This is a genomic window from Sphingopyxis sp. NFH-91 (assembly GCF_021401285.1).
Taxonomy (GTDB): Bacteria; Pseudomonadota; Alphaproteobacteria; order Sphingomonadales; family Sphingomonadaceae; genus Sphingopyxis; species Sphingopyxis terrae_A.
Genome location: NZ_JACBGA010000007.1, coordinates 41,344 through 58,191 on the forward strand (window position 1 = coordinate 41,344; position 16,848 = coordinate 58,191).

The following is a 16,848-nucleotide window of genomic DNA, read 5'->3' on the forward strand; positions in this document are numbered from 1 at the left end:
CGACAGCATGACGTCATTTCAAAAGTTCGGCGTCGTCGGCGGCGGCGCCTGGGGTACCGCACTCGCCCAGCTTCTGGCCGCCGAGGGCGCGCCGGTGCGTCTGTGGGCGCGCGAGGAAGACGTCGTGGCGGCGATCAACGCCGAGCATCGCAATTCACTGTTCCTGCCCGGTGCGGCGCTGTCGCCTTCGCTCACGGCAACGAGCGACCTTGGCGCGCTGTCGGGGCTCGACGCGCTGCTCGTCGTCGTGCCGGTGCCCTATCTGCGCGCCGTGCTCGCGGCGCTGCCCGCAGGCGATGCGCCGCTGATCTTTTGCAGCAAGGGGATGGAGGCGGGCAGCTTCGACTTCCCGATCGACATCGCGCGCGAAATCTTTCCCGGGCGCGGCTTTGCCGTGTTGTCGGGGCCGACCTTCGCGCACGAGGTCGCGGCGGGGCTACCGACCGCAATCACGATGGCGGCCGAGGACGCCGCGCTTGCCGAAGCGCTCGCCCGCGCGCTCGCCCGGCCGCATTTTCGTCCTTATGTGTCGACCGACATGATCGGCGCCGAAATCGGCGGGGCGATCAAGAATGTCCTCGCCATCGCCTGCGGCATCGTCGACGGTGCCGGGCTGGGGCTCAACGCGCGCGCCGCGCTGATCAGCCGCGGCTTTGCCGAGATGACGCGCTTCGGGCTCGCGCGCGGGGCACTGGCCGAAACGCTCGCCGGACTCGCCGGGCTCGGCGATCTCGTCCTTACCTGCACATCATCCAACTCGCGCAATTTCGCGCTCGGCCAAGGGCTGGGGCGCGGCGAGAGCGCAGCGGCCCTGATGGCCGACCGCCGCACCGTTGCCGAAGGCGCGTTCAGCGCCCCGGTGATTGCCGCCGCTGCGCGCGCCGATGCGATCGACATGCCGATCACCGACGCGGTGGCGCGGCTCGTCGCGGGCGAAACGCGCGTTGCCGACGCCATTCAGGCCCTGCTCAGCCGCCCGCTGCGACCCGAGGGCCGATGATGCACTGCTGCCGATTGCCTGGATTGCCCGGATTGCCTCGCCCTTTTCCGCGCGCTAAACAGCGCACAGGGGAGCAGCAGAAGGGGCGCCAGGCTTGAGCCAGACGGACAGCGCAGCCGCGCCCCCTTCCGCATCCCCGGCGGCCGACCCGGCCGGGCAGGATGCCGACACCGCCGCGCTCGCGAGGGGCGGCCGCACCAATTTCTTCGGCTTTATCCTGCGCCTCGTCGCGCGCCTGCCCTTTCTCTATTTCGCCGGGCGCTGGTATGGCCCCGAAGCGGTCGGCCGCTTCGCCTTTGCCGTGCTCGTCATCGAGCTGATCGCGCAGCTTGCGACGCTCGGGCTCAAGCGGGGCCTCGCCGAACAGCTCAGCAAGCCGGGCGCCGATCATCGCCATATCGTGTGGGATGGCATGTTCGTCGCCTTCCTCGCCTCGGCGTTCGGCTCGGCGATTCTCTTCGCCTTTCCGCAGCTCATGTTCCCCTCGGGCGATATCGACGGCTGGGATCGCTGGGTGGCGATCACCGTCTTCGCGATCGCCGGTGCCGACATCGCACTCGCCGCCTGCGCCTATCGCTACGACATCGGCGCCACGGTGCGCGCGCGTTCGATCGTCGAACCCTGGGCGATCAGCGCCGCCGCCTTCGGCTTCGCCTTCTATTCGCTGCGCGACGGGTTGATCCTTTCCTACGCCGCCGCGATGATTGCGACCTTCTTCACCGCGCTCATTCCGATGATTCGCCACTATGGCGGCCCCGGCGTCTGGCGCCCGCATCCCGCGCAGCTCATCTCTCTCGCGCGCCGCAACGCGCCGCTCGCCGCCGCCGATGCGATCGAATGGGGGACGCGCCGGCTCGACCTGTTCATCCTCGGCCAATTCACCTCGCCAGCGATCTACGGCATCTATTACATGGCGCAGCAGGTTGCCTCGCTGCCGCAGAAGCTCAAGACCAGCTTCGAGCCGATCCTCGGCCCCGTCATCACCCGCAATCTGGCCGAGAACCGCCTTGCCGCCGTCGCCGCGCAGGTCAGTCAGGTCGGCTTCTGGATCATCGCGGCGCAAGCAGGAATCGCGCTCGCGCTCGGCATTCCGGGCGAGGCGGTGATGGGCCTTGTCGGCCCGCAATTCGTCGAGGGCAATGTAGCGCTCGCCTTCCTGCTCGCAGCGGAGGTCGTGGCGGCGACGGCGGTGGTGAGCGAAGCCGCGCTCGTCTATGTCGCGCGCCACCGCAATCTGCTGATCAGCGTCGCGACGCTCGCACTGCAGGCGGTGCTCAGCGTCGCGCTGATCCTCACCGCCAAATCGATGGGGTTGCCGCCGATCGCTTATGCCGGCGCGGTCGCGCTCGCGCTGATGCTCGCGCTCGGCTTCGCGTCGGTGGTGAAGGCGCGGCTGCTTGCGCGTATCCTCGGCGCACCGGTCAACAGCCTGCGCTGGGCGCTCGTCTGGGCGACCGCCGGAGCGACGGTTCTCGGCTGGGGCGCGACGCAGATGCCCGAATGGGCCGAGCTGCTGATCGGCGTCCCCTTCATCCTCGGCATCTATGCGTGGCTGATCTGGACGCGCGGCTTTGGCCCGGCCGACCGCGCGCTGTTCCGCAAGCAGCCTGAAACGGCCGCTCCGGCAAGCTGATTCGCGCGTCAGCCGAGCCGCGCGGCGACTTCGGCTTTGAGATCGGTCTGCGCGCGCGGGCCGACCTGCGCGATGATTTCGCGCGCACACACCGCACCCATCGTCAGGCAATCGGCGAGCGAGCGGCCCTCGGCCTGGCCCGCAAGGAACCCGGCGGCGAACAGGTCGCCGGCGCCCGTGGTGTCGACGACCGTCTCGATCGGCTCGGCGCCGACCGCAACGCTCTCACCGTTCGCGACCGCGATCGCGCCCTTTTCGCTGCGCGTCACGACGAGCAGCGGCACGCGCGGCGCGATCGCCGCGACGGCAGCTTCGAAGTCCTGCGTACCGGCGAGCGCGCAGATCTCGACCTCGTTGGCGAACAATATGTCGAACAGTCCCTCGCCGATCAGCGCGCGGAAATCATCGCCGTGGCGGTCGATGATGAAGGCGTCGGACAGGGTGAAGGCAACCTTGCGTCCGGCGCCGCGTGCGACGTCGATCGCGCGGCGCATCGCGGCGCGCGACAGCGGCGGATCCCACAGATAGCCCTCGAGATAGAGGATGTCGGCGTCGGCGATCCAGTCTTCGGCGATCATCGCCTGTTCGAGCAGATGGCTCGCGCCGAGGAAGGTGTTCATCGTCCGCTGGCCGTCGGGCGTGACGAGGATCAGGCAGCGCGCGGTCGGCGCGCCTTCCTTGAGCGCCGGGGTTTCATAGGCAACGCCGAGCGCGCGCAGGTCGTGCGTGAAAACGCTGCCGAGCTGGTCGTCGGCAACCTGGCCGATGAAGGCGCAGCGGCGGCCGAGCGCCGCCATGCCGGCAAGCGTGTTCGCTGCCGATCCGCCCGACATTTCGATCGCCGGGCCCATCGCCGCATACAGCCGCCCAGCCTCTTCGGCATCGATGAGTCGCATCGACCCTTTGGTCAGGCCCTCGGCCTCGATCAGTGCGTCGTCGGCGCGAGCAATGACATCGACGATCGCATTGCCGATCGCAACGACTTCGAAACGGGCGGTGGAGGCCATGAAAAATCCTGTGATGCGTGGGAAAATATGCCGCGCGCCTTAGGGGGCCGCGGGCGCCAAGGCAAGCGCGACGCTTGACGGCGCAGCGCCCGCCGCGCCATTCGGGGGCATGGCCCGCGCCGTCCAAGCCCTGTTCCTCGCCATCGGCGACCTGTCGAGCCCGCGGGTGCTGCGTATCTTGGCGATCAGCCTTGCCCTCACCCTGCTGCTGTTCGTTGCGGCGGGCGCGGCGCTTTTGGCTGGCGCGCGCTGGGCGCTCGCGCATTGGCAGTGGCTGGGCGCGGCGGGGATCGACATGGCGAGCGTGCTGTTCCTGCTGCTGCTGATCGCGGGGAGCTGGCTCCTGTTTCGCGCCGTCGCGATTGTCGTCGTCGGGCTGTTCGCCGACGCCATCGTCGCCGATGTCGAGAGGCGCCACTATCCCGCCGCCGCAGCAGGCGCGGTCGATGTCGGCTGGCGGCAGTCGGTCGCCCTCGCGCTCGCATCGCTCGCGCGCCTGTTCCTTGGCAATCTTGCCGCGCTGCCCTTTTATGTCCTCCTCCTGGTGACGGGAATCGGCACGCCGATCCTTGCCCTTTTCGTCAACGCGATGCTGCTCGGCCGCGATCTCGAGGCGATGGTTCTCGCGCGCCATCCCGGCCGGCCACGGCTTGAGCGGAGCGCCCGCTGGTCGCTCGGCCTGCTGTCCGCCGCAAGCTTTCTGGTTCCCGTCGCCAATCTGTTGGCGCCCATCGCGAGCGCGGCTATGGCCGTCCACATGCTCCATCTGCGCCGGGCAGACAGATAAAGGGGACCGGCTTGACCCGCACCACCAACATGGCCGCACTCGCGGGCCTTTCGCTGATGCTCGGCGGCTGCGCCGCCACCGCCGTGCCGCGCGTGACGCCGCCACCGACAAGCAGCGCCCCGGCGCCGCTCAACCCGCCGCGTGTCACCCAGAATAATGCCCTCGTCGGGCGCGATGCCAACAGCGCGTTGCGTCTGTTCGGCAAGCCGCGGCTCGACGTCAGCGAGGGCGCGGGTCGCAAGCTGCAATTCGCCGGGTCGGCGTGCATATTGGATGTTTACTATTACGCCCAGCGCTCAGGCGCCGAAGCGCTTGCCACCCATGTCGACGCGCGCACCCCCGACGGGCGCGACGCGAATGTCGACAGCTGCATCGCCGCGCTGCGGCGGTAGGGCAAAGATCGATCCGGAAATAAGTGCGCTAGGCGCGATCGATCGCGCCCGTATCGAGTAACGGCGCGGCGTCGATGTCGGCGGCGCCGAGCACGATCGCCAGCCGCTCGGTCGCGGCCAGGATCATCGCCTGTTCCCATGCGGGCAGCGCGGCGAAGCGGTCGGCGAATATCTGTTGCAGCATATCGGGCGCCTCGGCGACGCGGCGCTGACCCGCGTCGGTCGCGGTCAGCAGCATCTGTCGCTTGTCGCGCTCGCTTCGCGTCCGCGTCACCAGCTCCATGGCAACCAGCCGATCGACGATGGCGGTGATCGTCGCGTGGCTGAATTGCAGGCGCTGTGCGACCTGCCCCGGCGTGGCGCCCTGCGCCCCCGCCACATCGCGCAGCACGAGCAGCTGCGACGGCGTCAGGCCGGTCGCCGCCCCCAGCTTGCGGCTGCCCGTCTCGGTAGCGCGCAGGATGCGCCGCAGCGCGCGCAGGGTGGCGTTGGCAATTTCGGACTCCATCCCGCCTTGTTAGCCGCGCCCGCGGAGGGCGCCAATTGCAAAGTCGCGCCCGCCGGGATGCAGAATTTTATTTCATTATATGAAACATTATGGTCGCCGCGGGGTTGAACGAGGCGACGAACATCCTATATTTCGCGGCATTCCGGGCCGGTTGGCTCGAATGTGCGCATAGCAATATTTCAGGAGATGAAAGATATTTGACCGGCCACAGGAACGGGACACGGCGCCATCCGCAAAGGACACGCCGTCCGGCCGACCCGCCGCGTCGCTGCAATTTCGCAAGCCGGTCGCTACCGACGGGCCGGCGATCACCGCGCTGATCGCGGCCTGCCCGCCGCTCGACCGCAATTCGCGCTACTTCAATCTGATCCAGTGCACCCATTTCGCCGACAATTGCATCATCGCCGAACGCGGCGGTCGCATTCTCGGTTGGATTTCGGGGCATCGCCCGCCCGCCGAACCGAGCGCCTTCTTCGTCTGGCAGGTCGCGGTCGCGCCCGAAGGGCGCGGACAGGGGCTCGCCAGCCGTATGCTCGACGAACTGCTCACGCGGCCGGCGCAGGCGGGCGTGACGCACGTTCTGGCGACGATCACCGCCGACAATGCGGCGTCGTGGGCGCTGTTCCACGGCCTTGCCCGGCGCCACGATACGACGCTCGACCGCAGTATCGTCTTCGAGCGCGACGCCCATTTCGCGGGCGTCCATCCCAGCGAGTTTCAAGCCCGCATCGGGCCATTCGCCATCGATACGACACCGACCGATACGACATCGCCTGAATGACTCAGGCACAATGACACAGGCAGAATAGGGGTATTCACATGATCAACGCACCCAAACCGTCCGAGTCCATTCCCGACCGGAGCATTTACGAACGCCGCGAATCGGTGGTCCGCAGCTATGCCCGCGCGATGCCGCGTCAGTTCGGCAAGGCCGAAGGCGTATGGATGCACGACGATCAGGGCGGTCGCTATCTCGACTTCCTGTCGGGCTGTTCGACACTCAACTATGGTCACAACCATCCGATTTTGAAGCAGGCACTGCTCGATTACATCGCCGCCGACGGCATCGCCCACGGGCTCGACCTGCACACCGATGCCAAGGCCGCCTTTCTCGACACGTTCGAGGATGTGATCCTGAAGCCGCGCGCACTCGACTATCGCGTCATGTTCACCGGCCCGACCGGCACCAACGCGGTCGAGGCAGCGATCAAGCTCGCGCGCAAGGTGACGGGTCGCGAACTGGTTATCGCCTTCACCAACGGCTTTCACGGTATGACGCTCGGCGCGCTTGCCTGCACCGGCAATGCCGCCAAGCGCGGCGGCGCGGGCGTCCCGCTCGCCCATGTCGCGCACGAACCCTATGACGGCTATTTCGGCCCCGAGGTCGACACCGCCGAACTGCTCGACCAGCGGTTGGCCGATCCGTCGAGCGGCCTCGACGCCCCCGCCGCGATCCTGGTGGAAACGGTGCAGGGCGAAGGCGGCCTCAATGCCGCCTCGCCCGAATGGCTGCGCAAGATCGCCGACATCGCAAAGCGCCACGGCGCGCTGCTGATCGTCGACGACATCCAGGCGGGCTGTGGCCGCACGGGAAGCTTCTTCAGCTTCGAGGAAATGGGCTTCACCCCCGACATCGTCACGCTCGCCAAATCGCTGTCGGGCATGGGCCTGCCCTTTGCGCTGACCCTTTTCCGCCCCGAGCTCGACCAATGGTCGCCCGGCGAACATAATGGGACGTTCCGCGGCAACAACCATGCCTTCGTCACCGCGACCGCCGCGCTCGGCCATTTCTGGAGCAGCGACGCTTTCGCCGACGATGTGCGCCGCCGCGGGGCGCTGCTCGAAGAGCGGCTCACGCGCATCGCCGCCGAACATGGCTTCGAAACGCGCGGTCGGGGGATGATGCGCGGCATCAACGTCGGGTCGGGGGAACGCGCCGGGGCGATCACCGCCGCCTGCTTCGACGCCGGCCTCATCATCGAAACCAGCGGCGCGCACGACGAAATCGTCAAGGTGCTCGCGCCGCTCGTCATCGACGACGCCCTGCTCTCGGCAGGGCTCGACATTCTCGAAACCAAGATCCGCGAAGCGATGGCCGACGATTACGCCGTCGCCGCCGAATGAAGACAGGAGACCGACCATGATCGTCCGCAATCTCGACCAGATCCGCAAATCCGACCGCAACGTCCGCTCGAACGGCTGGGCCAGCGCGCGCATGCTGCTCAAGGATGACGGGATGGGCTTTTCCTTCCACGTCACCACCATGTTCGCAGGCAGCGAACTCAAAATGCATTACCAGAACCACCTCGAGGCGGTGTTCGTGCTCAAGGGCACGGGGACGATCGAGGATCTGGACAGCGGCGAAATCCATCGGCTCGAACCCGGCGTGATGTATGCGCTCGACAAGCACGACCGCCACATCGTGCGTCCCGAAACCGACATACTGACCGCCTGCGCCTTCAATCCGCCGGTCACCGGTAAGGAAGTGCATGACGCAAGCGGCGCCTATCCGGCCGAGGCCGACATGGCGAGCGAGCCGGCGCGCGAGGCCGCACCCGCAGAGTAAAAACCATATCAACAGGGGGAAGTCCCATGACCGACATCTACCCATCGCGTCACGCGGCCGCGCCAGAAATGCGGCCGCGGCTCGACCCGATCGTCCGCAGCGCCTGGACGCCCGACGCACCGATCAGCCGCGAGCAGGCGGAGGCCTTCGATCGCGACGGCTATCTGCTGCTCGAAAATCTCTTCGACGACGAGGAAGTGAGCTATTTGCAGCGCGCCGCGGGCAAGCTGCTCGCCGATCCCGACGCGCTCGACGAGGAAACGATCGTCACCGAGCCGCAGAGCCGCGAAATCCGGTCGATCTTCGACATTCACAACCAGAGCGCGATCATGGCGCGGCTTGCTGCCGACGAGCGGCTGGCGGGGGTCGCGCGCTTCCTGCTCGGCGACGAGGTTTACATCCACCAGTCGCGCCTCAACTACAAACCCGGCTTCAAGGGCAAGGAATTCTACTGGCACAGCGATTTCGAAACCTGGCACGTCGAGGACGGCATGCCGCGGATGCGCGCGCTTTCAATGTCGGTTCTGCTTGCCGAGAACACGCCGCACAATGGCCCGCTGATGGTCATTCCGGGGTCGCATCGCACCTATCTGACCTGCGTCGGCGAAACGCCCGACGACCATTATCGCCAGTCGCTGAAGCGCCAGGAATATGGGGTTCCCGACGAGGACAGCCTTGCCGAACTGGCGCATGATCACGGTATCGTTGCGCCGACCGGCGCGCCGGGAACCGTGATCCTGTTCGACTGCAACCTGATGCACGGGTCGAACGGCAACATCACCCCCTTCCCTCGCGCGAATGCCTTCCTCGTCTATAATGCGGTGAGCAACCGGCTCGAAAAGCCGTTCGGGGTCGACAAGCCGCGCCCCTGGTTCCTCGCGCATCGCGGCGTCCCCGAACCGCTCGCCATCGAGGCGGGCCCGCTGATCGAAAGGATCGCGGCATGACACAGGACGTCAAAAAGGGTGGACACAGCGTCGAAAAGATCGGCGGCACGTCGATGGCGGCGACCGCGACATTGTTCGACAATGTGCTGATCGCTGGCCGCTCGGGCGCCGATCTCTACAATCGCATTTTCGTGGTGTCGGCCTATGCCGGGATCACCAATCTGCTGCTCGAAGACAAGAAAACCGGCGAACCCGGCGTGTTCGGGCGCTTCGTCGCCGACGACGAGGACAGCGATGGCTGGCGCCGCGCGATGGAGGCGGTGCGCGGTGCGATGCACGCGCGCAACGAAGCGATGTTCGCGCGCCGCGAGAGCCGCGACGAGGCCGATGCCTTCGTCGACATGCGACTCGATGCGGTCGCGGCCTGCCTCGACGATCTGGCGCGGCTGCGCAGCCACGGCCGCTTCTGCGTCAAGGAACAGCTCGTCACCGCCCGCGAATTGCTCGCCGGGCTGGGCGAAGCGCACAGCGCCCACAGCACCGCGCTGCTGCTGCGGGATCGCGACGTCAACGCGCGCTTCATCGATCTGACCCCCTGGGATCAGGAGGATCTGCGTACGCTCGACGAGCGGATCACCGAGGCCTTTGCCAACATCGATCTGGCGACGACGCTGCCGATCGTCACCGGCTATGCCGGCTGCCAGGGCGGCATGGTGAAACGCTTTGCGCGCGGCTATACCGAGATGACCTTCTCGCGCATCGCGGTGCTGACCGGCGCGCGCGAGGCGATCATCCACAAGGAATTTCACCTGTCGAGCGCCGATCCCAAGCTGGTCGGCGAGGATAAAGCGCGCAAGATCGGTCGCACCAATTACGATGTCGCCGACCAGCTCGCCAATCTGGGCATGGAGGCGATCCATCCGGGCGCCGGACGCGGCCTCAGGCAGACCGACATTCCGCTACGCGTGCGCAACACCTTCGACCGCGAAGATGGCGGCACGCTCGTCACCGGCACCTATGTCTCCGACGTGCCGCGGGTCGAGATCGTCACCGGCATCCGCCAGATGCAGGCGCTGCAATTCTTCGAACAGGATATGGTCGGGGTGAAGGGCTATGATGCCGCAATCCTCGACGTGCTGACGCGTCACGGCCTGTGGATTGTCAGCAAGGCGTCGAATGCCAACACCATCACCCACTATCTGTCGGCCAGCGCCGGCGCGGTGAAGAAGGTGATCGCCGATCTGCAAAAACAATATCCCGACGCCGCGATATCGGCGCATCCGGTCGCAATGGTGTCGGTGATCGGCAGCGACATCGCGCGGCCGGGGCTGGTGCCCGATGCGCTGCGCGCGCTCGACAACGCCGGTGTCGCAATGATCGCGATGCAGCATCAGATCCGTAACGTCGATGTCCAGTTCATCGTCGAAAGCCGCGATTTCGATGCTGCCGTCCGCGCGCTGCACCGCGCGCTGGTCGAAGAGGATTCCGGCGGGGCAGAAGGGCGCCGCGCCGCCTGACGCGCGGCACCCGCACCCTTCCGATGCTCGCCACCCTCGCTCCCGTTCGCAGCCTGCTGCTCGCCATCTTCGTGATGATGGCGGGCAGCGGCTTCTTGTCGACGTTGATCGGCCTGCGGCTCGAGCGGGCGGGCAGCGACACGATCCTGATCGGGTTGGTCGCCACCGCCTATTTCGGCGGATTGACGCTCGGCGCCTTGCGCGCCGGCGCGATCGTCCGCCGCGTCGGGCATATCCGCGCCTTTGCCGCCTTCGTCGCGCTGCTTTCGGCGAGCACGCTCACCTATGCGCTGGTCCAGCACCCGCTGCTGTGGGCCTTGCTGCGGCTGGTCGACGGCGTGTGCGTCGCAGGCATGTTCATCTGCGTCGAAAGCTGGCTCAACGACCGCGCCGAACCCGATACGCGCGGCGGTATCCTCGCCGCCTATATGGTCGCCCTCTATTCGGGACAGGCTATCGGACAGCTTTTCCTGAGCACCGGCGCGGCAACGCCGGCCGTACCCTTCCAGATCGCCTCGATCCTCATTTCGCTCGCCATACTGCCGGTCTGCCTCACGCGCAGCACCGCACCGACCTTGGGAGAAGCCGACAATCTTCCCCTCGCGCGGCTGTTTGCCGCCTCGCCGCTCGGGCTGGCGGGGGCGGCGATCACCGGGCTGATCCTTGGCGCCTTCTACGGCATGGCTGCGATCTATGCGCGCGGGATCGGCCTGGGTCTCGGCGCGATCGCCACCTTCATGATGACGGTGATTCTCGGCGGCGTGGCGCTGCAATGGCCGCTGGGACGCCTCTCCGACCGCTATGATCGCCGCCGCGTCATCATCACCTGCTTCGCGCTTGCACTGGCGGTGAGCGTGGCGCTCGCCGCCGCGCCCGGGGGCGGCCTGCTGCTGCTGTTCGGCGCGGCCTTCGGCGGGCTCAGCTTCGCGCTCTATCCGCTGTGCGTCGCGCACGCCAACGACCGCCTGCTCCCGGCCGAGCGGGTAAGCGCCAGCGGCCAGCTTGTGCTTCTCTATTCGGCGGGAGCCGCGCTGGGCCCGCTTGGCGGCGCCGCGGCGATGAACTGGATGGGTCCGGGCGGCCTGTTCCTGTTCATCGCGGCCTGCGCCGCGGCGATGCTGGGGTTCAGCCTGTGGCGGCTTGCCGCCACCGCGCCGGTGCCTGGTCCGGCGCAGCAGGATTTCCAGATGCTGCCCCGCACGACCCCGGTCGCGGCGCTGCTCGACCCCTCCGGCCCCGAAGCCGCCACCGCAAAGGATTAACTGACCCATGGACCGTTCGTCCCCGCTCCCCGCCGCCGGACAGCCCGCGCCGCTCCCCACCCAATCGACGCTGCGTCGCGCGATCGGGGCGTCGGCGCTCGGCAATGCGGTCGAATGGTTCGACTATGGCATTTACGCCTATGGCGTCACCTACATCTCGGCCGCGCTTTTCCCCGGCGAGGCGAGCGAGGCGGTGCTCTTCGCGCTCGCGACCTTCGCCATTTCCTTCCTTGTCCGCCCCCTCGGCGGACTGTTCTGGGGGCCGCTCGGCGACCGCATCGGCCGCAAGTCCGTGCTCGCGATGACGATCCTGATGATGGCGGGCGCGACCTTCGCCGTCGGCCTGATCCCATCCTACGACAGTATCGGCTTCTGGGCGCCCGCGATCCTCGTCCTGCTGCGGATGATCCAGGGTTTTTCGACCGGCGGCGAATATGGCGGCGCGGCGACTTTCATGGCCGAATATGCCCCCGACGCCCGGCGCGGCTTCTATGGCAGCTTCCTCGAATTCGGAACACTCGCGGGCTTTTCCTTCGGCGCCGCGCTGATGCTCGGCTATTCGCTGCACCTTGGCGATGCGGCGATGCACGAATGGGGGTGGCGCATCCCCTTCCTTGTCGCCGGTCCGATCGGGTTGATCGGCATGTATGTCCGCTCGAAGATGGAGGATACGCCCGTCTTTCTGGAGGCGCAGCAGTCGGCCGAAGACCGGCCCTCGCCCGGACTCGCCGCGCTGGGCAGGGATCACTGGCGGCCGCTGCTCGTCGTCGGCGGGCTCGTCGTCGCGCTGAACGTCGTCAATTATACACTGCTCAGCTATATGCCGACCTATCTCGAGCGGCGGATCGGCTTGGCGCCCGATCAGGCGCTGCTCGTTCCGATCATCGGGATGCTGTTCATGATGGTCTTTCTGCCCTTTGCGGGGGCGCTGTCGGATCGGGTCGGACGGCGGCCGATGTGGCGCTTTTCACTCCTCGCGCTGCTCGTCGCGGTCATCCCGCTCTATATGCTGATCGGCACGGGCTTCGCGGGGGCGGTCGCCGGCTTCCTGCTGCTCGGCCTGCTCTATGTGCCGCAGCTCGCGACAATCTCGGCGACCTTTCCCGCGCTCTTTCCCACCGCGGTGCGTTTTGCCGGCTTTGCGATCGCCTATAATATCTCGACGTCGATCTTCGGCGGCACCGCACCGATGGTCGGCAGCGCGCTGATCTCCGCGACCGGCGACCCGCTGATGCCTGCCTATTACATGATGGGGGCGTGTCTCGTCGGACTCGTCGCCCTTCATTACATGCCCGAAACCGCGGGCCGTTCGCTGCGCGACGACCCGTTCCGGCGCTAGAAACCGGCACAGTTCCGGCCCAGCTTATCGATCAGGCGCGCGAAACCCACGCTTTGGCTCGCACGGGCATTGACCTGGCGGGCGCAGTTTTCCAAGCGGCGATCTATGGATTGAGCGAGCGAAGGCCGGGGGGCGGGGCGCTTGTATCGGATTCTGGAAGGATCGAGGTTTCGCCCCGCTTATGAAGATTTTCCAACGCTTCGCATCGCACGCACAAGATGTCGCGATCGATCTCGGCACGGTCAACACCGTCATCTATGTCCGCGGCCGCGGTATCGTGCTCAACGAACCATCGGTGATCGCGATCGAAACGCGCGACGGCGTGCGCCGCGTCAAGGCGGTCGGCGCCGATGCCAAGCTGATGATGGGCAAGACGCCCGCCAATCTCGATGCGCTGCGACCGCTGCGCGACGGGGTGATCGCCGACATCGATCTGGCCGAACAGATGATCAAGCATTTCATCGACAAGGCCCTCGACGGCACAAGTCGCCTGCGGCGACGCGGCCATGTCGTGGTGTGCGTGCCGTCGGGATCGACGCATGTCGAGCGGCGCGCGATCCGCGACGCGGCCTCCAACGCCGGCGCGAGCAGCGTTCAGTTGATCGAGGAACCGCTCGCCGCGGCGATCGGCGCCGGCTTGCCCGTCACCGAACCGCAGGGAACAATGGTTGTCGATATCGGCGGCGGCACCACCGAAGTGGCGGTGCTGTCGCTCGGCGGTGTCGCGCACAGCAGTTCGGTGCGCGTCGGCGGCGACAAGATGGACGACATGATCGCGTCGCATATCCGCCGCAAGCATAATATGATGATTGGCGAGATGACGGCCGAGCGCATCAAGCTCGCGATCGGCTCCGCCGTGCCGCCGCAGGGCGAAGGCGTCGTCATGGCCGTCAAAGGGCGCGATCTCGTCAGTGGCCGCCCGTCCGAAATCAGCGTCTCCGAAGCCGAAATCGCCGAAGCACTGGCCGAACCGGTGGGCCAGATCGTCAGCGCGGTAAAGGCGGCGCTGGAACGGACCCCGCCCGAATTGTCGGCCGACATCATCGATGCGGGGATCATGCTGACAGGCGGCGGCGCGCTGTTGCGCCGGATGGATCAGGCGATCTCGGCGGCGACCGGCCTGCCGGTGCTGGTCGCCGAAGATGCGCTGATCTGCGTTGCCATGGGCGCCGGACTGACGTTCGACGACCGGTCCTACAGCGGCATATTGATGGCCGCCTGATTTCCCTGGCCGCGCCGTCCTGCGGTGCGGGCGCTTTACGGCGCGCTGCTCGCGCACGCAAAAAGGGCGGCTCAGCGCCGCCCTTCGCAATCCCGACGATGCCGGGACAAGCCTTTGCCGACCCGCGCCATCAAGACGCGGGTAGCGCGCTTACTTGATCTTGGCTTCCTTGAACTCGACGTGCTTGCGCGCACGCGGGTCATATTTGCGCACCGACATCTTCTCGGTCATCGTGCGCGGGTTCTTCTTGGTGACATAGAAAAAGCCCGTGTCGGCGGTGCTCACCAGCTTGATCTTGACGGTCGTCGGCTTGGCCATGGCCCTGATCCTCGAACTATTGGCACATCCGCCGGATCGTCCGGCACATGTGGCGGGACTGGGGGCCCCGACGGTTGCTATGAAAAACAAAGAGGGCCGCGCGCGGGCGCCGCCCTCATTTATCCGGGCGCCATTGGCCGGATTCGCGGTCAATGTCAAGCAATCTGTGGTCAAAAAGGGGGCGGGTCGATGGGGTGCACCCGCCCCGGGAGGGGTCTCGTGACGAGGGTCAGCCGTTGCGGATCTGGAAATGCACGACCATCACCTTCCAGCTTTCTTCGGCCACCCCGCCGCGCGTCGCCGGCTTGAAGCGCCATTTGGCGAGCGCGCGGCGTTTCGTTTCGGTGAAAAAGCCCGGGCTGTCGCTACTGATCAGTTCGACCGCCTTGACCCGGCCGTCGGTGCCGATCAGCACGCGCACCTTCGCGCTGCCTTCGATCTCGCGCCGCTGCTCGCTTGCGGGATAATCGGGCTGAAAGCTGCCGGCAAAACGCTGGTCGAGTTCGGCCAGGACGAGCGGCGGCGGCTTGGGCGGATCGGCTGGCGGGACCGTCGTCGGGCCGGGATCATAAGGAAGCGGGTCGGGCACCACCGACTTCACCTCGACCCCTCGGTCGGCCGAGGGAAATGTATCGACCAGCGGCCGCACCGCCTCGGTCGGCGCGTTGCTTCTGGGGCTGGGCTTGGCCTCGGGCTTCGCCTCGGGCGGTTTGGGCTTTTCGATTTCGATCAGCGTGCCGGTCAGCGGCGCGAGCACAGGCGCCTTTTCGATGATGATCGGCGACAATGCGACCGCAACGACGAGCGCCACCGGCAGGCCGACCGCGCAGGCGAACGCCACGGGCCGATGGCCCGCGCCGGGATCGTAGCTATTGCGGCGTGGCGGCGCGGCGCCGGCAACTGCGGTGGTCGCCTCGGGCGCCGATACGATCGCCGAGATCAGGGGAATCAGGGTCATGGCCTCTCTCCTTGCCTGTGACCGGCGCCGCCCGTTTCTGCCCGAGCTGTCTGCCGGATCAGTTTATGTGATAATATAACGTCACGACAATTGTCAAGCTGCCAGATAGGAATGCGTCGGCACCGCGCGTTCAGGAAATGGAGAGACGCGCTATCGCCTGATCCTTGGCGATCAGCGGCAGCAGTTGGGCCATGTCGGGCCCATGGTCGCGACCCGTCAGCGCGCGGCGCAGCGGCAGAAAGAGCGCCCGCCCCTTCGCCCCGGTCGCAGCCTTCACCGCGGCAGTGAGCGCGTGCCAGGGGTCGGCATCCCAATCGAGCGCTGCCGCCGCGGCCGCAGCGGCGGCAAGTACCGGGCGATCGGCGGCGTCGGGGTCAGGAGGCGCGAACGGTCCGTCGAACACCGGAGCCCATTCCGCAGCCTCGGCCACGGTCATCAGATTGGGACGAATCGCGTTCCAGCGCGCGGCGTCGATCGCGAGCGGCAGGCGCGGCGCAACCGCATGATAATCAGTGTGGTGCAGAATCTTCTGGTTGAGCAGCGCCAGCTCGGCCTCGTCGAAGCGCGCCGGCGCGCGGCCGAAGCGCGCGAAGTCGATCGCTTCGATCAGCGGTCCCGCGCTCGTCACCGGCTCGACCGGATCGCTCGTCCCGAGGCGCGCCAGCAGCGCGACGAGCGCGATCGGTTCGATACCATTCTCGCGCAGCGCTGCCATGCCGAGCGAGCCGAGGCGCTTCGACAACTTGCCTTCGGTGCCGACGAGCAGCGCCTCGTGCGCGAATGCGGGCGGCGTCGCGCCGAGCGCCTGAAACATCTGGATCTGCGCCGCGGTGTTCGACACATGATCCTCGCCGCGCACGACATGCGTGATACCCATGGCAATATCGTCGATCACGCTCGGCAGCAGATAGAGCCAGCTCCCGTCGGCGCGGCGCACGACCGGGTCGGACATGGTCCTGGGGTCGAAATGCTGCGGTCCGCGAATCAGGTCCGTCCATTCGATCGGCGCGCCCTCGTCGAGGCGGAAGCGCCAGTGCGGCGCCACGCCTTCGGGCACCGGCGCGTCGGCGGGCTTACGCTCATAGACCGGCGGCAGCCCGCGCGAGAGCAAAATCTTGCGCCGGATTTCCAGCTCCTCGGGCGTCTCGTAACAGGCATAGACGCGGCCCGCCGACTTCAGCTTTTCAAACTCGGCCTCATAGAGCGCGAAGCGCGCCGACTGGCGCTCCTCGCCGTCGATATCGAGACCCAGCCATGCGAGATCGGCGCGGATGCCCTCGACATATTCCTCCTTCGAGCGTTCGAGATCGGTATCGTCGATGCGGAGCAGGAAGCGCCCGCCATGCTTGCGCGCCCACATCCAGTTGTGGAGCGCGGTGCGGACATTGCCGACGTGCAGGCTGCCGGTCGGCGAGGGAGCGAAGCGGGTGGTGACGGTCATGGCGCGCCTAT

The 16,848-nt window shown here is 67.0% G+C and carries 17 protein-coding genes; 12 read left to right on the top strand and 5 right to left on the bottom strand.

Annotated elements, in window-relative coordinates; translation table 11 throughout:
* The first annotated feature begins 7 nt into the window (after positions 1-7).
* Both L0963_RS15130 and L0963_RS15135 read left to right on the top strand, forming a co-directional pair.
* The gene (locus L0963_RS15130; protein WP_234180418.1) at positions 8-1,000 is read left to right on the top strand and encodes an NAD(P)H-dependent glycerol-3-phosphate dehydrogenase; all 993 of its coding nucleotides are present in this window, start codon (positions 8-10) and stop codon (positions 998-1,000) included.
* 94 nt (positions 1,001-1,094) lie between these two features.
* Positions 1,095-2,633 (top strand): lipopolysaccharide biosynthesis protein, encoded by a 1,539-nt coding sequence (locus tag L0963_RS15135; protein WP_234180420.1) that lies wholly within the window; start codon positions 1,095-1,097, stop codon positions 2,631-2,633.
* A gap of 8 nt (positions 2,634-2,641) precedes the next feature.
* On the opposite strand, the gene L0963_RS15140 is transcribed toward L0963_RS15135, so the two are convergent.
* The gene (locus tag L0963_RS15140) at positions 2,642-3,640 is read right to left on the bottom strand and encodes an adenosine kinase (protein ID WP_062901354.1); all 999 of its coding nucleotides are present in this window, start codon (positions 3,638-3,640) and stop codon (positions 2,642-2,644) included.
* Between the two features lie 109 nt (positions 3,641-3,749).
* Between L0963_RS15140 and L0963_RS15145 the strand changes: the two genes are divergently transcribed.
* Together L0963_RS15145 and L0963_RS15150 are read left to right on the top strand one after the other, a co-directional pair.
* Positions 3,750-4,427, top strand: coding sequence for an EI24 domain-containing protein (locus L0963_RS15145; protein WP_062901355.1), 678 nt, complete (start codon positions 3,750-3,752; stop codon positions 4,425-4,427).
* An 11-nt stretch (positions 4,428-4,438) separates the two neighbouring features.
* Positions 4,439-4,819 carry a hypothetical protein gene (locus L0963_RS15150; protein WP_086457911.1) on the top strand — a complete coding sequence of 127 codons (381 nt, stop codon included), beginning with the start codon at positions 4,439-4,441 and terminating at the stop codon, positions 4,817-4,819.
* Positions 4,820-4,847: 28 nt separating this feature from the next.
* Here the strand turns inward: L0963_RS15150 and L0963_RS15155 are convergent, their stop codons facing one another.
* Positions 4,848-5,327, bottom strand: coding sequence for a MarR family winged helix-turn-helix transcriptional regulator (locus L0963_RS15155; RefSeq protein ID WP_003042359.1), 480 nt, complete (start codon positions 5,325-5,327; stop codon positions 4,848-4,850).
* 268 nt (positions 5,328-5,595) lie between these two features.
* Between L0963_RS15155 and ectA the strand changes: the two genes are divergently transcribed.
* From ectA to L0963_RS15195, 8 genes are all read left to right on the top strand, one after another.
* Positions 5,596-6,108, top strand: coding sequence for a diaminobutyrate acetyltransferase (gene ectA / locus L0963_RS15160; protein ID WP_081611148.1), 513 nt, complete (start codon positions 5,596-5,598; stop codon positions 6,106-6,108).
* A 38-nt stretch (positions 6,109-6,146) separates the two neighbouring features.
* Positions 6,147-7,451 carry a diaminobutyrate--2-oxoglutarate transaminase gene (gene ectB, locus L0963_RS15165; RefSeq protein ID WP_234180422.1) on the top strand — a complete coding sequence of 435 codons (1,305 nt, stop codon included), beginning with the start codon at positions 6,147-6,149 and terminating at the stop codon, positions 7,449-7,451.
* A 16-nt stretch (positions 7,452-7,467) separates the two neighbouring features.
* Positions 7,468-7,893: an ectoine synthase gene (locus L0963_RS15170; protein WP_062767508.1), complete on the top strand. Its 426-nt coding sequence runs from the start codon at positions 7,468-7,470 to the stop codon at positions 7,891-7,893.
* A gap of 26 nt (positions 7,894-7,919) precedes the next feature.
* Positions 7,920-8,840, top strand: a complete 921-nt coding sequence (gene thpD, locus L0963_RS15175; protein ID WP_234180424.1) for an ectoine hydroxylase — start codon at positions 7,920-7,922, stop codon at positions 8,838-8,840.
* Positions 8,837-10,297, top strand: a complete 1,461-nt coding sequence (locus tag L0963_RS15180; protein WP_234180427.1) for an aspartate kinase — start codon at positions 8,837-8,839, stop codon at positions 10,295-10,297. Before thpD ends, L0963_RS15180 begins: the two co-directional genes overlap by 4 nt.
* Positions 10,298-10,320: 23 nt before the next feature.
* Entirely contained in the window at positions 10,321-11,559 is a 1,239-nt protein-coding gene (locus tag L0963_RS15185; protein ID WP_234180429.1) for an MFS transporter, read from the top strand.
* 7 nt (positions 11,560-11,566) lie between these two features.
* A complete protein-coding gene (locus L0963_RS15190) occupies positions 11,567-12,898 on the top strand; it encodes an MFS transporter (RefSeq protein ID WP_234180431.1) in 1,332 nt (443 codons plus the stop codon).
* A gap of 181 nt (positions 12,899-13,079) precedes the next feature.
* Positions 13,080-14,120, top strand: a complete 1,041-nt coding sequence (locus L0963_RS15195; protein ID WP_234180433.1) for a rod shape-determining protein — start codon at positions 13,080-13,082, stop codon at positions 14,118-14,120.
* 150 nt (positions 14,121-14,270) lie between these two features.
* Here the strand turns inward: L0963_RS15195 and rpmG are convergent, their stop codons facing one another.
* From rpmG to gltX, 3 genes are all read right to left on the bottom strand, one after another.
* Entirely contained in the window at positions 14,271-14,438 is a 168-nt protein-coding gene (rpmG, locus tag L0963_RS15200; RefSeq protein ID WP_003042331.1) for a 50S ribosomal protein L33, read from the bottom strand.
* 229 nt (positions 14,439-14,667) lie between these two features.
* Entirely contained in the window at positions 14,668-15,396 is a 729-nt protein-coding gene (locus L0963_RS15205) for an energy transducer TonB (protein ID WP_234180435.1), read from the bottom strand.
* A gap of 130 nt (positions 15,397-15,526) precedes the next feature.
* Entirely contained in the window at positions 15,527-16,837 is a 1,311-nt protein-coding gene (gene gltX, locus L0963_RS15210) for a glutamate--tRNA ligase (protein WP_234180437.1), read from the bottom strand.
* Positions 16,838-16,848 lie beyond the last annotated feature (11 nt).

What these genes read in the sequence shown, in the direction of transcription:
- L0963_RS15130 (WP_234180418.1), top strand. Translation starts at nt 8, where the DNA reads ATGACGTCATTTCAAAAGTTCGGCGTCGTCGGCGGCGGCGCCTGGGGT.
- L0963_RS15140 (WP_062901354.1), bottom strand. Translation starts at nt 3,640, where the DNA reads ATGGCCTCCACCGCCCGTTTCGAAGTCGTTGCGATCGGCAATGCGATC.
- L0963_RS15145 (WP_062901355.1), top strand. Translation starts at nt 3,750, where the DNA reads ATGGCCCGCGCCGTCCAAGCCCTGTTCCTCGCCATCGGCGACCTGTCG.
- L0963_RS15155 (WP_003042359.1), bottom strand. Translation starts at nt 5,327, where the DNA reads ATGGAGTCCGAAATTGCCAACGCCACCCTGCGCGCGCTGCGGCGCATC.
- ectB (WP_234180422.1), top strand. Translation starts at nt 6,147, where the DNA reads ATGATCAACGCACCCAAACCGTCCGAGTCCATTCCCGACCGGAGCATT.
- L0963_RS15170 (WP_062767508.1), top strand. Translation starts at nt 7,468, where the DNA reads ATGATCGTCCGCAATCTCGACCAGATCCGCAAATCCGACCGCAACGTC.
- thpD (WP_234180424.1), top strand. Translation starts at nt 7,920, where the DNA reads ATGACCGACATCTACCCATCGCGTCACGCGGCCGCGCCAGAAATGCGG.
- L0963_RS15180 (WP_234180427.1), top strand. Translation starts at nt 8,837, where the DNA reads ATGACACAGGACGTCAAAAAGGGTGGACACAGCGTCGAAAAGATCGGC.
- L0963_RS15185 (WP_234180429.1), top strand. Translation starts at nt 10,321, where the DNA reads ATGCTCGCCACCCTCGCTCCCGTTCGCAGCCTGCTGCTCGCCATCTTC.
- L0963_RS15190 (WP_234180431.1), top strand. Translation starts at nt 11,567, where the DNA reads ATGGACCGTTCGTCCCCGCTCCCCGCCGCCGGACAGCCCGCGCCGCTC.
- L0963_RS15195 (WP_234180433.1), top strand. Translation starts at nt 13,080, where the DNA reads ATGAAGATTTTCCAACGCTTCGCATCGCACGCACAAGATGTCGCGATC.
- rpmG (WP_003042331.1), bottom strand. Translation starts at nt 14,438, where the DNA reads ATGGCCAAGCCGACGACCGTCAAGATCAAGCTGGTGAGCACCGCCGAC.
- L0963_RS15205 (WP_234180435.1), bottom strand. Translation starts at nt 15,396, where the DNA reads ATGACCCTGATTCCCCTGATCTCGGCGATCGTATCGGCGCCCGAGGCG.
- gltX (WP_234180437.1), bottom strand. Translation starts at nt 16,837, where the DNA reads ATGACCGTCACCACCCGCTTCGCTCCCTCGCCGACCGGCAGCCTGCAC.